Genomic DNA, 14,442 nt, shown 5'->3' with positions numbered 1-14,442 from the left:
TAAGAAGAATACTGGAGTAGCGTTGATTTCCACTCGTCTAACCCCCTTAGTGATCGCCCTTCTCACTTGCACTCCTGTGCTGGCGGGCGAATTCAGCTTGGAGCTAGGGGGATTTTATTCGCAGTCAGATACCAATATGGAAGTGACTAACCCGAATACCGCGAGTAACTTCACCTTAAACTATGAGTCCGATCTGCAACTGGCCGAAAACGAATTTTTGCCCTTTGTTGAGCTAAATTATCACTTCAACGAACGCCATCATCTTTACCTCGACTGGAAACAACTACACCGCACAGCCGAAACCCAAGCCCTTTCCAAACCCTTCCAAATTGAAATTAACGATACAATTTACGATATTAAAGCAGGCGGAAAACTCAGCTCCACCTTAAATATCGATATTCTACGTGTTGGTTACGGTTTTGATGCAATTCAAGGCAGTAACTATGATGTTGGTTTGTCTCTTGGTTTACACACAATGTTTATCAAGACAGGATTTGAAGGCATTATCGGCGTCTGTAAAGCCTCTGAGTTACTGAATAATGTCTGTGCGAGCCAGGCAATACCGCAAATTGTCGATGAGAATATCACTGCACCACTGCCGGACTTTGGCGTCTATGCTAATTACGAATTTATTTCTGGATGGGATTTAACCACTCACGCCCAGTATTTCTATATCAACCTCAATGATGTCAAAGGCGAGTTGGTTGATATTAAATTAGGCATAGATGCGCAAATTACTCCCAATTGGCGTATGAGTGTTGCCTATAACTATTACAAAGTTGACGTCGATATCGCACAAAAGTCCCCAAATAAAGAGACTCAAATTGCCGATTACAATATTTACTACAGTTTTATCGGCCCCATGCTTTCTGTTAGCTACACCTTCTAGTTAACCTGAACTCGGGATAACCAGTGTCGAAAAAATCTAAATTTAACAAACTAAATCAATGCTATAAATGATTCTTTTGAAAAGAAAAATCTTTTTTCTAACGGAATGCGCAGATTTTTGCGCATATCAAGGCGCTCAGTCTTATGCCATAGCGCGCTATGGTGAGACAGAGCAATGCAGAGAGGCGCCCGAAAAGATGCCTATTCAGCGGCTCTGCTTATCCCGAGCTCAGGTTAATTAATTGAATAAACATAAAAAAGGACGCAGCAGCGTCCTTTTTACCTTAATCGGAATTACTTTTTACGGCCATCCTGCTCACGCTTAGTCTTAAAATCCGATGCTTCTAACCAATGCGGCCAATCTTTACCATTGGCTAAGGTGGTTAACATACTCGCCATCAGATCTAAATCCTGCTTCACCCCTTCGAGGGTCCAGTTAGGATCATAATCATCGGCTCCTTTATGGTATTTATGGGCGATGTAGTCAGGATCCGTATCCCCAAGGCTCATAAATAACAAGCCGGGCACGCCTTGCTGGGCCAGAGCGAAGTGGTCCGATCTAAACATCAAACCATTTTGCGGTCTAGGATCAGCCTTGACAACCCGTCCCTGTGCCTTGGCGGCCTTATCTAAATAACCTTCTAACTCAGACACGCCCTCACCATAGCGCAGAATATATTCTACCCCTTGGTTCATATTCATGCCGTCGATATTTAAAAAGGCGACAATGTTTTTGGTCGGTACACTGGGATGCTGAGCAAAATGCTGAGCACCGATCAGCCCTGTTTCTTCGGCGGTAAAGGCACTAAACAGAATCGAGCGCTCAAGCGGCGCCGTTTTTGCTTGTTTGGCAAAGTAACGCGCAAGCGCTAACACACCTGCCACACCACTGGCATTATCGACCGCGCCATTAATGATTTCCGGTTTACCGTCTTCTATCACTGTACCTAAATGATCCCAATGGGCATGCATCATCACCACCTCATCAGGGCGGCTTTTTCCAGGTAATAGTGCCGCCACATTGTGGGATTCGGCGCGTTCAATCGTATTGTTTAAACTGACATTCGCCTTGAGTTTTAAGGGAATTGCCTTAAAGTTTGGCTTAGCGGCTTGTTGCTTTAAGGTATCAAAGTCCATACCAGCCTTAGCAAAAATCTTTTTGGCGACATCATGTTGCACCCAACCCATCACGCCAACCTGCCCTTGATTATTGTTGGCATCGATGAGGGTAAACTTGGTACCTGTGTTAGAGTTTTGCACGACACCCCAGCCATAGGCTGCGGGTTCAGTTTCATGCACAATAAAAACAGCTTCAGCGCCTTGACGCGCGGCCTCTTCGTATTTGTAGGTCCAGCGGCCATAGTAGGTCATGGCATTGCCTTTAAAGACCTTGGGATCTTGAGTTGCAAAACCAGGGTCATTGACCAGCACTATCACGGTTTTACCTTTTACATCGAGTACCTGATAGTCATTCCAACCATATTCAGGCGCATTAATGCCATAACCGACAAACACTACATCGCTATTACTGAGGTTGACTTTATCGCTAATTCTCTGGGTTCTGGCGGTAAATTCACTGCCATTGACAAACTTAAGTCCGCCGATATCGAGTTGCATATTTTGATCGGCGGTGATTTTCGCCAGCGGTACCGCCTGCAAATAGCTGTCGCCAAATCCCGGCTTGAGCCCCATCTCTTTAAAGGCTTTCTCAAGGTAATCGATGGTCAATTGCTCACCTTCGGATAAGGGCGCACGGCCACCAAAGGCATCACTGGCTAAGGTTTTGACATCAGTACGATACTGATTCAAATCTAGGCTGTCGCTGAAGGAAGAGGCAGCCATTGCAGGTAGTGAAAGTAAGGAACCTAGGGCACCAGCAAGGATGAAATTTTTCAAGACTTTCTCCCAAGTTATTATCATTATTTAATTTTAGCGATAAACTCTATCATATCCCCCCAAGCTTGTGGCAGGTAATTGCCCCAGCTTTTGGGCTTTTGTTGTAACGGGATTTGACGAGCCATATTGTTATCCATGTGTGATATGCATGGTTTATCGGATTATTTTTACTGGAATTTATCCATGTCACGAGATTTATTACAAACCGCAGCCTTGAATCTTAAAAAAGCGGTTCCCTTAATGCTCAAGCATCAAATTCCCACAACGCCAATCAATTATGCTCTGTGGTATACCTACGTGGGGGAACAAAACCCAGCGTTAAACGCCCAGCTCGATACGGTTATCGCCCACTACAACACTTGCCCACCAGTGAGCAGTGAGTTGTTGTTTCGCCAGTATGTCGCCGATCCTGTTGAGCTTGATGTGCGTGATATGAGGCTTAATCTAGAGGCCATGGCCACAGAGCTGTCGCAATCGATTCGGGATACTAATCTTGATGCAGCCGACTTCCAAAGCTGTATTAATAATAACTTTGCCAAGCTCAATGGTGTCGAAGAAGGCACGCTCAGTGTTGAGCAAGTGCTCGATTTAGTCCGTAATTTGGTGAAGGAAGCCGACAATATTCGCTCAAGCACCGAGTTTTTTACGACCCAATTGCAAAAAGCCCAAACAGAGATTGATGCGTTAAAACAAAAGCTTGAAAAAACAGAAAAAGATGTACTTTACGATGCGCTCACTGGCTGTTTAAACCGCCGCGCCTTTGATGCCGATATCGCAGGCATGTTGGCACAGGCTCCCGAGGGCACCTGTCTTATCTTGGTCGATATCGATCACTTTAAGGCCTTTAATGACAACTATGGTCACCAGCTTGGCGACCAAGTATTAAAGGTCGTTGCAAAGCGTTTGCAGGAAGCCTGCCGAGATGGCTGTAAGCTGTACCGCTTTGGCGGTGAAGAATTTGCCATTTTAGTGCCAAAGAGCCAATTACGAATCACCAGGCAACTGGCTGAAGCCATGCGCCGTGGGCTTGAAAAACTCAGCATCAAGGATCGACGCAAAGATCAACGTATCGACAATATCACCGCCTCCTTTGGTGTATCTCAGTGGCAAGAAAGACAATCAGTAATACAACTTATTGAAAATACAGATAAGTTGCTTTATGAGGCAAAACGTCTAGGCCGTAATAGAGTGATGCCAATAAACAATTAATGCTGACATTAAGGCAGAGCCTTCAGCTCTGCCCTAATTGATTTGCCAATTTTTTAGTTACCAGTCAACCTGCCCATTGTAGCGAGTAACTCAAGCTATCAACTCGAATGTTCAAGCCACTTTTGGCTCCAACGTCCTATCGACTGTCGCCCCTTCGGATTGAGCTGCAGTTTCTGGCTCGACCGGGATAGCCTGTACCACAAAACGCAGTTCCGCCCCACCTTGCAGCACATCGAAGGGATAGCAAGTGATCAGGGTTAAACGATTATCCTCACTTGGCGCCATCAACTCAGTTTGCGACTCATGCACCACTTGGGTCGCCACCACTTGGTAAACAATCTCCCTGCCCGCTGCGGTTTGCAGCGCTAGGCGACGCCCGACGCTGATACCATTTAACATCGCAAAATGCGTATCCCTGTGCCCTGCAATCACAGTATTACCTTGCGCGCCAGCGGGCGCACTCGACAGCACTAAAGCTGGCCCGAAGGCCAAGTTACGGCCAGATGCGCCCGCCAGCACATATAAGCTGTCGTTGGATGCCGGACCATCGAAGTGATTCGGTCTTTTAGCCTGCTCGATGGAGAGCTTAGCCACGGGATAGGTATCGGCCCAGGACCAAGGTTTATGGGACTGACCATCGATTAAGGTTTTAGCCCAAGCTTGTTCAATCAAATATTGGGCAAAGTGTGCTTTCGCTTGCATATAGAATCCTTTTCCAAACAACGTGATGCCGATTAATACCAATCCCACCAGCAACCCTATTTGTATCTGTTGAGTCACGCGCATACTCATGGACATGACTCAAGTGTGTAGCGCTAATGACAGCGCGCGTTGCTGCCGCTGCTGGCGACGAATCGACAGCGCCAACATCAAGGCAAGCAGTAACACGCCGCCCCCTAAGAGCATGTCGAAACGGCTCGAGGTCGATGTTTGTGGTAGAACCCCCATTGGCTGCCAACCCAAGGGTAAATGCTGGCGCACCACCGCATCTCGGCTTATCGCATTCGTGGTGATGGGGGTTAAATCCACCGCGACCAAGCTGGTATAGGGGCTGACTAAGTGATAATTCAGCGACAGCGCCGTGACCTGCTCTTTGACCTTGTCATCGTTAGCGCCGTTTTTACTCAACTCTAAGGCCGCAATCTGTTTGCGCGCCCAGAGTAAATCGAGCCCCGCCGCAGGCTGCGCAGCATCAGTTACTGAATGGCTTGCGTCATTGGCTTGCAAAGATAACGACTGTTGCCAGTTTTTATGGCCCTGACGACCGGAGATCACGAGTTCCTCAGGGTCACGTGGGTGGCGCTTTAGGCTGATCAATACCGGTTCACCGCGGTAAAGATCGGGGATTGGCGCTGGCCAGTAGTCAGGCACAGATCCATCGTCAAAGCGCACCTGTAAATCGGTGAGTACCGGATACTGGATTTTGGCCAGCAATTGGCTGATCTTTTGCTCCACTTCATCCACATCACCAATGTAAGTAAAAGTGCCACGCCCAAGTTCAGCCGCACGCTGCATAAAATGCGAGTTCGGCGCCGAGCCAATGCCTACGGTGAAAAGACGGTTGTCGCCAATTTGATTGCGGATTAACTCAAATAACGCCGACTCACTGCCGACGGAGCCATCGGTCATAAAGATCACTTGTCTTAGCGACTTATCCTCAGCCGACGCTGTGTTAAACGCCTGTCTTGGCAGCGCGGCATTTAAAGCCAGCGCCATTTCGGTGCCGCCATCGGCCTGCAAACGATTCACAAACTGACGCGCCTTGTCCAGATTAGTTGCTGTCGCGGGCAGCGGTGTTGGCGATAGTAAAGACACATCGGAGTTAAATTCGATTATGTTAAAACTGTCCTGTGGCCTTAAACCGCGCAGCGCATAACGCAGGGCATTTTTCGCCTGAATAATGGAATCTCCCGCCATCGACCCCGAAGTATCAATCACTAAAATAAGCTCACGGGGCAAGTTCAGTTGTTCACTGGCCTCGACTTTGGGCGGCAGAACCATCACTAAGCTGTAGTTATCTGTATTGCTACTATTACCAGTTGGACCTGTATCCGCACTCGCATTGTCGTCCTGTGCCGTATGGGTTTTGCCCGCTTGGTTGAATACCCAAGCCACGGGACTATTGCCCTGCTTAAGACGCCATTGCAGCACAAAGTCACGATTGGCGGGCACGCGATTAGCTAAGGCCGCCGTCAGTTGCCCCTGTTTTTCCGCTATCGTAATGGGATGATACGGACTCACCACGGCTGATTTGTCCACCCCTTCACCGAGTTTGACCTTAATATCGGCCTTTAGCACAGGGTCTGCCTCGCTATTGGCGTTGCGGATCGGGGCGATAATCCGGTCGGCATCGAAGACTTGGCTGCTGGTTATACGCTCACTCTGGTTCCCACCGAGTGTTAGGCCTGAAATATAGCGCGGCGCTACCACCAGCGGAAAACGTAGGCTAAAGAGACCATCTTCATAATGAATGGTTTCTTGATAGCTGATTTCGACCACCAACTTTTCATCGGGTGCGAGGTTGGCGACTTCGGTAGTGAACATATTGGGCCGTTCTTGACTGACTAAACTGGCGCGTTTTCCTTCGGCTTTGGCCTGTTCAAAAATCTGCTTTGCTTGCTGTTTTAGGTGAATTTGACCTTCGATGATCCGCTCACCGATATGTAAACGCAGTGAGTCTACTGCCGCCTCATTGGGTAAAGGGAACAGATAGCGGCCATTGAGGACAAATCCCGTTTGATTACTGAACACCTGCTTTACGCTCACCCTATTGGTTAACCCAGAGACCTGCATCGACACTTGCGTGTCCACGGGTAAAGATGGCATTAAACGGCCGCTGGCGGTTTGATACACCAACATCCCTTGGGTGACATCATCGAAACTAAAAGCTGGCAATGTGCTCGCCGTGTGTTCTTCGAAGGTCGCCGCAATATTTTGTGGTGCCGATAATGTGCCCACACTGTTTGGTGAAGCTAACACCGCAAAGGGGAGCCCCCAACAGATGGAGGCGCCGATCATTAGCATCGCCAGTGTTTGACAAACTTCTTTTACCCTTTTCCCTGTGATCATCACAAAGGCTCCTGATCTTGATTGAATACGATTGATATTGTTGAATTATTCGGTCACGCGGCTCGCCATCAGCCCTTGGTTAGGCTGCATGGTCAGAGTGACTCGGCGATCGAACACATCGGATTCACTGTCTTGCTGATCATTGAGTGGCATTCCGGCGCCGAAGGCTTGGGTGGTGATCCGCTCGGGGGCTACGCCTTGTTTAATCAAGTAGCCCCGCACTTCTAACAAACGTTGCTCCGAGAGCGCTTGGTTGTAGGCCAGATCACCGCGGCGGTCGGCATAACCTTTCAGCTCGAGATTGGACTCGCTCAAGCGCTTCATCACCTTGGCGACATTGTCTAATTGGGGCAAAAAATGGCTTTCAAGCTCCGCAGAGCCAGTACGAAACTGCACATTCATACCCAGCGCCAATTCACTAAACAGTTGTTGTTGCTCGGCGAGCAGTTCATCGAGTTGCTTTTGGGTTAAGGCGTATTCGACGGCGCGTTGCTCGCTAGCCTGTTGTTTGGCCGATAAGCTCGTCAATTGTTGACGCTGCAAGGCAATATGTTGTTGCTGAGTTTTAACCGTGTCGGTATCAGATACCGACTGGCCGATTAAGGTGCCAGTAAATCCGCCGATAATGGCGCCAACGGGGCCGCCCACTAGGGCGCCAAGTAGCGCTCCGCCGCCAAGACCTATCAGCGCTTCGCCGTCATCCTCCTCTTGCTCAATCATTAGCTCTGTCTGTGGCTCTATGAGCAGAGGTTGATTTTGAAGCGACACCTTTGCCGATACATTGGCGATGGGCGCGGCGAACACACTTAGGATCAACATATTAATTAGCGTCTTTTTCATCATCTCATTCCTTTTGATTTGTGCTGCGTTTACCCGCCTAAGTCATTAGCGCGGCGGGTAAAACGGAATGAGCGTATTAAACACAAGTGCCATGGCATAAGCGGGGATGGAAAATGGCAATGCGACTATCAATTGTGGCAACAAAATGGCAATTGCATTCGGGAGCTTTTCTCAGAAATAAATTCCTGTATAGTCACGAAAACTTATCCCCAGCAGTCAATAGGAAGATGGCTAAATGAAACGTATCGCCATTGTGGAAGATGAAGCGGCCATTCGCGAAAATTACAAGGATGTGTTGCAGCAACACGGTTACAGTGTGCAAACCTATGCCGACAGGCCATCGGCCATGTTGGCATTTAATACCCGTCTGCCGGATTTAGCCATTATCGATATTGGCCTTGGCAATGAGATTGACGGCGGTTTTATGCTGTGTCAGTCCCTACGCGCCATGTCAAACACTCTGCCGATCATCTTCTTAACCGCGCGGGATAGCGATTTTGATACTGTGTGCGGCCTGCGTTTAGGCGCCGATGATTACCTGAGCAAAGAAGTGAGCTTCCCCCATTTGACCGCTCGTTTAGCAGCGCTGTTTCGCCGCTCTGAGTTAGCCACCAGCCAAACATCGCAGGAGAATTTACTGGAGCGCGGACCGCTCACCATCGACGCCAATCGAATGCTGGTTTCTTGGAATCAGATCCCGATAGAACTCACAGTCACCGAGTTTTGGATGGTGCACGCCCTTGCCAAACACCCGGGGCACGTCCGAAGCCGCCATGAGCTGATGCAGGAGGCAAAGATTTTTGTCGATGACAGCACTATTACTTCCCATGTGAAGCGCATCCGTAAGAAGTTTATGGCCGCCGCGCCCGAATTTGATTGTATTGATACCGTTTACGGCATGGGCTATCGCTGGGACAGCCTAGCCTAAACCATGCCAAGTAGCAGATTAGCCAGCATTCTATGACACGTTTTCCCTTCGGTCTTCGCACTAAAGTTATTGGCCTCAGCCTGTTTTTACTCTGCCTACCTTGGCTGGGGTACCAATATGTGTGGGAGATGGAAAAATACCTGCGCCACGGTCAGGAACGCACCTTAGAGGGCACCACCCAAGCCTTAGCGACCGCACTGCACGAGCGCCCCAAGCTGTTCGACGGTCAGGCGAGCTTTTTAAAGCAGGTGGAAAAGAGTCGCGATCTCTATGCTTACCCCTTAGCGGGCGCGATTCTGCTCGATGGCAAACTCAATGAATGGCAGGAATATCAGCACAGATTTATCCAGTACGGTGAGGCGAATCTCATCATGCGTGCCGATCCCAGCACGCCGCTCACCTTAAGTTTTACCCATATGGTGGGTCAGTACGATGGTTATCTGTATGCCTTTTTTCAGGTGGTCGATCCCAATGTGGTGTTTCGGGGTAAAAATGCCTTAAGCGTCGATAGAAACGATCACCTGTCGATTGCGACCCTTGCTCCCGACAATAAATTTAAGCGTTATATCGTGGCTACGACCCAGCCCGGTTGGATCAGTGCCTTCGAGCTGCCCGCAAATCCTAAACAAACCGTGCCAGTGACACCCGAGGTGCGTATTCAAGGGCAATGGGCCACCACGGATGTGGGCTACAATATCGAACTGCGTATCCCCTTGGATATGGTGGGCAGCAAACTAGGATTTGCCATTGCCGATGTCAACGACAGCAAATACCGTGATGTGACCGCAGTGGTTGGCACCTCAGCCTTAGATACCGTCGACAAGCTGGGCACAGTGTTGGTGCCCTCACCCGAAATTGAAAGTATTATCAAAGGGATGAGCCACTACAGCTCGCGTATTTGGGTAGTCGATAAACACGGCCGTGTGCTCGCGAAGTCTGGCGATATCCGTGACAGCAACAGTGTGTGGACGCGCACCCTCGATGATGAAAACAGCGACTCGATGTGGCAACGTTTTCAGCGCGACTACCTGCACCCTCTCTACTATAAAATCCTCACTAAACCGCCGAAGGATTTTATCGATTCCCTACAGGACTCGACCGAGCTAGACGGTAGCCATATTCAAAAGGCACTTGCGGGACAACAAAGCTCGACCTGGCGACTGACGCCAGACAATAAGGCTGTGGTGTTGGCGGCCGCCAGCCCCATTTGGATTGATAACAATGTGATGGGCGCCGTGGTGGCCGAAGAAACCACCCACGGTATTCGCACCCTGCGTAACCGTGCGCTGGAAAAACTGTTTAACGTGATCCTGACTATTATGAGTATGGGCACCTTAGCGCTGTTTTTCTTCGCCTCAAGTATTTCGAATCGTATCCGCAAACTGCGCGATGAAGCCGAGAATGCCATCGACAGCCAAGGCCGGGTACGGAACCATTTAAAACCCTCCAAGGCGCGGGACGAGATTGGCGACTTATCCCGCAGTTTTGCCAGCATTGTCGGTCGTTTGGGTCAATACACTCATTATTTAGAGAATATGTCGTCACGCTTATCCCATGAGCTACGTACTCCTGTTGCTGTGGTGCGCTCCTCTTTAGAACACTTAAATCTGCAAACCTTAGATAAAGACACCCAAAAATATGTCGACCGCGCCCAAGAAGGGGTAAGCCGTTTAAGCATGATTTTGAACAATATGAGTGAGGCAACGCGCCTCGAGCAGAGCTTAACTCAGGCAGATGTGACTAAGTTCCCGCTATCCCAAGTGGTGAGCGGTTGTATGCAAGGCTATCAAATGACCTACCCTGAGCAGCAATTTAGCGTCAAAGTGCCCGAGCAACCTTTGATGATGCAGGGCGTGCCCGAATACATCGCCCAATTGATGGACAAGCTTATCGCCAACGCCATCGAGTTTTGTCATCAAGGCAGTGCGATTGAAGTGACTCTCACCCAAGTTGGCAAACAAGCCACATTGCTTATCAGTAACTTAGGGCCGCAGTTGCCAATCGATATGTCGGAGCAGATCTTCGATTCCATGGTTTCTGTACGAGTCAATCAAGCCCAAGATAAACCTCACCTTGGCTTAGGTTTATATATTGCGCGGCTTGTGACCGAATTCCACCAAGGGAAAATTTTGGCCCGTAATCGCAGTGAGAACGATGGGGTCGATATTCTGGTCACCCTGCCGCTTAGCTAATACAAAGACTTACAACTTGAGGCAAACTCATCTGTTTGCCTCCTGCCATTTTCACGGGCAGATGCTAAGATGACGGCCATCACAATGGATAACAACATAAAAACTGACTTGCCAAGGTAAGCCCTATGACAGATAAACATCAGCTAGCCACCCAAATCGTCAGCGTCGGTCGAGATAAAAAATGGACCAAGGGTGTGATTAACCCGCCCATATTTCGCGCATCGACTATCGTCTTCGACACCATGGAAGATATGCGTCACGCCGCCAAAAACAAAACCAATGGCGAAATGTTTTACGGCCGCCGAGGCACCCCGACCCACTTTGCGTTTCAAGCGGCGATCAGTGAGCTCGAAGGTGGCGTAGGTACGGCGCTGTATCCCTCGGGTGCGGCAGCGATTAGCGCGGCTTTATTATCGTTTTTACAGGCGGGCGATCACCTGTTGATGGTCGACAGTGTGTACGAGCCGACCCGCGATCTTTGCAGCCATATTCTGGCTGGCTTTAATATTGAGACCACCTATTACGATCCCCTGATTGGTGAAGGTATTCGCGCGCTTATCCGCCCCAATACTAAGGTGCTATTTTTGGAGTCTCCCGGCTCCATCACCATGGAAGTGCAGGACGTCCCTACTCTATGCCGTATCGCCCATGAACACGGATTAGTGACTATTCTTGACAACACTTGGGCATCGCCAATCAATAGCAAGCCCTTCGAGATGGGTGTCGATGTGTCGATTCAGGCTGCAACCAAATATATCGTCGGTCACTCTGATGTAATGATTGGCACCGCGACCGCCAACGAAAAGTACTGGCCGCAGCTGCGTGAGCGCAGTTATTTATTGGGGCAAACCACCTCCCCCGACGATGTGTATCTCGCCACACGCGGATTACGCACCCTAGGCGTGCGCATGGCGCAGCATGAAAAAAATGCCCTTAAAGTGGCTAACTGGTTGAAAACGCGCCCCGAGGTTGACCATTTACGTCACCCCGCCTTTGATACCTGCCCAGGACATGCGTTCTTTAAACGCGACTTTAGCGCATCAAATGGCTTGTTTTCCTTTGTATTAAAGCAAGGGGATCAGGAGGCGGTCACCGCACTTGTTGAAAATATGCAGCATTTTAAAATGGGCTTTTCTTGGGGCGGTTATGAGAGTCTGATCCTAGGGATTTTCGGAATTGAAAAAATCCGTAGCGCCACTCAATGGGATGCAAGCAAACCATTGATCCGTGTGCATATTGGCCTAGAAGATCCCGATGATTTAATTGCCGATCTCAGCGCAGGCTTCGAGCGCTTTAATGCCGTACTTGCTGCCAAGGCCAAATAAGGCTTAAACAACTTATATGTTAAACAATGAAGGCGGGAATTATCTCGCCTTCATTTTGCCCCGCCTTCGTTTAAGCCCACCTTATTTTGACTTCGGCTTTACCCACTTTTACTATTTTGGCTGCGCCGCACTTATTGCGGGGTCAACCCACGCCTGAGAGCCGTATAAAGGCACGGTCGATAAGGCATGCTTGTGGCTGCCATTAGTCTCTTTGGTTGAATAAGACAAATACAACAGGGTTTGATTGGGCGCATCGTAAATTCGGCGCACTTTTAAAGTTTTAAATAAGATACTTAAGGATTCGGTAAAGACTACTTCGCCGTGTTTGCTCTTATCGATTTTGGCGATATCGGCGGCGGAAATCGGCCCCGTTTGACGGCAGCTAATGCCCATATCGGAGGGATCGGCAAAATCAAGATTCGCTTCGATACGGCTAATATGGCAGGTCACACCGGGGATTTTCGGGTCTTGCTTGGCATCGATAATCACGTCTTTCGTGGTAAATAAACCGAGGCTCACTTTGCCCACATCATCACCACAGCCCGTGAGCAGTGTCCCCGCCAACGTCACGGCCAGCAAAGACATTAAAGCCTGATTAACTTTCTTCATCTGTTTATCCTTATTCATCATCCTATTGAGCAAAACGCTTTTGTGCCCAGCGCGTTAAGCCAGCCGTCACCGAACCAAAGTGATCCCCAACCACCACAGGCGTATTGGGATAAAGGCTAGTGATTTTAGCGTAAATTGCTGGGCTTCGTGCGGTACCGCCCGTCACATAAATCACATCGGGTTGGCACTCATAGGTTCCAGCCTCGACAGCCAGTTCTTCTGGTGCTAATCCATTGCCAGCAAGACTCTTGGCCGCCTGAGTCAGTGCTTGGTGCATTAAGGCTTCTATCTTAGTCAATGACGGTTCAATGGCATTTTCAAAACAATCGCGACTCACTTCAACATTGAGCTTGGCCTCAATAAATTCCAATGAACTTTCAGTTGTTTGGGCCTCAGACAAGGCTATTTTAGCTCGCTCGGCTAAACGTACAATTTGGTAGCTTAACTGTTGTTGCTGCACTTTGAGCAATCTTTTTAATAAATGTGGCTGCTCAGCGTCTTTGATCAGTTCATCTATCAACTTGCGAGTGCTTAAGGTGGCAAACTCACGCTGGGCACTGATATCGTTTACTGCCACCGCATTCCAAAAGGGATTACTCGGCATAGGTTTACCATTACTCATCAGCGAACCTAAACCAAAGTGCGGCATAAAGGCATTCATCGCCAATGCGATATCCAGATCGTTACCACCAATACGCTGGCCGCTGTGGCCAAGACAATCGGCACTGCGGTCGAAATTCGCCTGATGCTTAGGCCCCATTTTAACTACAGAACAGTCGGTGGTACCGCCACCGACGTCGACTACCAGTACGGTTTGATCGGATTTGAGGCTGGCTTCATAGTCCATACCCGCGGCAAGCGGCTCAAACAGAAATGCCACATCGACAAACCCCGCCCGTTTCGCGGCTAAGGTTAAAATGGCCTCGGCTTGGCGGTTGCTCTCTTCACCACCAATACCCTGAAAGTTCACCGGGCGACCAATCACTGCATGGGTAATGCTGGCTTCGCCTGCGGATGTTACGCCCTTTTCGGCGAGTACGGCTTCGGCGCGCATTTTAATGTACTGCATCATTAAAGTGACTATGTCTTCAAACAGGGCGACTTGCTCGGGTCTAAGGCCAGTTGCACCTAAAAAGGATTTTGGCGAACGGACATAAAAACCTTCTTCCGGCATTTCAAGATACGCGGCCACGGCCAGCTCACCCACAAACACCGCTGGCGTCTCGGCATCGAGATCTAATTCATGACGTACCATACGGGCGCGGCTTAATTGCGCGGCGCGCTTTTGGGCATAATCGGCTTTTAATTCTGTGGGAAGAGCGCGATAAACGGCTTCGGCAATTAACTCTCGGTCCATCGCATATAGCGTTGACGGTAAATAAGTTGAATCGGTGGATATTGGTAAGAGTGATACTTCATCTCCCTGCATGATCCCAACGGCACAGTTGGCACTGCCATAATCAAATCCAACAAACATCCGCTTACC

11 protein-coding genes are annotated in these 14,442 nt (G+C 49.2%); 5 read left to right on the top strand and 6 right to left on the bottom strand.

Annotated features, from left to right (window positions below; translation table 11 throughout):
• Nucleotides 1-25 precede the first annotated feature (25 nt).
• On the top strand, nucleotides 26-889 hold the full coding sequence (locus tag FJD32_RS10290) for a hypothetical protein (protein ID WP_037418173.1): 864 nt from the start codon (nucleotides 26-28) through the stop codon (nucleotides 887-889).
• A gap of 293 nt (nucleotides 890-1,182) precedes the next feature.
• On the opposite strand, the gene FJD32_RS10285 is transcribed toward FJD32_RS10290, so the two are convergent.
• A complete protein-coding gene (locus tag FJD32_RS10285) occupies nucleotides 1,183-2,808 on the bottom strand; it encodes a M28 family metallopeptidase (RefSeq protein WP_069454819.1) in 1,626 nt (541 codons plus the stop codon).
• A gap of 159 nt (nucleotides 2,809-2,967) precedes the next feature.
• On the opposite strand from FJD32_RS10285, the gene FJD32_RS10280 reads away from it, so the two are divergent.
• A complete protein-coding gene (locus FJD32_RS10280; protein WP_069454818.1) occupies nucleotides 2,968-3,993 on the top strand; it encodes a GGDEF domain-containing protein in 1,026 nt (341 codons plus the stop codon).
• 111 nt (nucleotides 3,994-4,104) lie between these two features.
• Here FJD32_RS10280 and FJD32_RS10275 read toward each other — a convergent pair whose 3' ends face one another.
• From FJD32_RS10275 to pdsO, 3 genes are read right to left on the bottom strand one after another with little or no spacing between them, the layout of a single operon-like run.
• Complete coding sequence (locus tag FJD32_RS10275) at nucleotides 4,105-4,785, bottom strand: class GN sortase (protein WP_088585504.1); 681 nt, start codon at nucleotides 4,783-4,785, stop codon at nucleotides 4,105-4,107.
• A gap of 9 nt (nucleotides 4,786-4,794) precedes the next feature.
• Nucleotides 4,795-7,062: a marine proteobacterial sortase target protein gene (locus FJD32_RS10270; protein WP_088585503.1), complete on the bottom strand. Its 2,268-nt coding sequence runs from the start codon at nucleotides 7,060-7,062 to the stop codon at nucleotides 4,795-4,797.
• A 45-nt stretch (nucleotides 7,063-7,107) separates the two neighbouring features.
• A complete protein-coding gene (pdsO, locus tag FJD32_RS10265; protein ID WP_088585502.1) occupies nucleotides 7,108-7,905 on the bottom strand; it encodes a sortase-associated OmpA-like protein PdsO in 798 nt (265 codons plus the stop codon).
• A 232-nt stretch (nucleotides 7,906-8,137) separates the two neighbouring features.
• On the opposite strand from pdsO, the gene pdsR reads away from it, so the two are divergent.
• The 3 genes from pdsR (at nucleotide 8,138) to FJD32_RS10250 (ending at nucleotide 12,347) form a co-directional block, all read left to right on the top strand.
• A complete protein-coding gene (gene pdsR / locus FJD32_RS10260) occupies nucleotides 8,138-8,830 on the top strand; it encodes a proteobacterial dedicated sortase system response regulator (RefSeq protein WP_037418159.1) in 693 nt (230 codons plus the stop codon).
• A 32-nt stretch (nucleotides 8,831-8,862) separates the two neighbouring features.
• The gene (gene pdsS / locus FJD32_RS10255; RefSeq protein WP_140907046.1) at nucleotides 8,863-11,022 is read left to right on the top strand and encodes a proteobacterial dedicated sortase system histidine kinase; all 2,160 of its coding nucleotides are present in this window, start codon (nucleotides 8,863-8,865) and stop codon (nucleotides 11,020-11,022) included.
• Nucleotides 11,023-11,147: 125 nt separating this feature from the next.
• Nucleotides 11,148-12,347 carry a cystathionine beta-lyase gene (locus tag FJD32_RS10250; protein ID WP_140907047.1) on the top strand — a complete coding sequence of 400 codons (1,200 nt, stop codon included), beginning with the start codon at nucleotides 11,148-11,150 and terminating at the stop codon, nucleotides 12,345-12,347.
• A gap of 111 nt (nucleotides 12,348-12,458) precedes the next feature.
• Here FJD32_RS10250 and FJD32_RS10245 read toward each other — a convergent pair whose 3' ends face one another.
• Together FJD32_RS10245 and yegD are read right to left on the bottom strand one after the other, a co-directional pair.
• A complete protein-coding gene (locus tag FJD32_RS10245) occupies nucleotides 12,459-12,956 on the bottom strand; it encodes a CreA family protein (RefSeq protein ID WP_086024101.1) in 498 nt (165 codons plus the stop codon).
• A 22-nt stretch (nucleotides 12,957-12,978) separates the two neighbouring features.
• On the bottom strand, nucleotides 12,979-14,433 hold the full coding sequence (gene yegD, locus FJD32_RS10240; RefSeq protein ID WP_055648432.1) for a molecular chaperone: 1,455 nt from the start codon (nucleotides 14,431-14,433) through the stop codon (nucleotides 12,979-12,981).
• Nucleotides 14,434-14,442: the final 9 nt, after the last annotated feature.

The organism is Shewanella sp. LC6 (genome assembly GCF_006385735.2).
Taxonomy (GTDB): domain Bacteria; phylum Pseudomonadota; class Gammaproteobacteria; order Enterobacterales; family Shewanellaceae; genus Shewanella; species Shewanella xiamenensis.
Note: the sequence above shows the minus strand (reverse complement) of the source record. Positions and strands in the feature narration are given on the sequence as shown.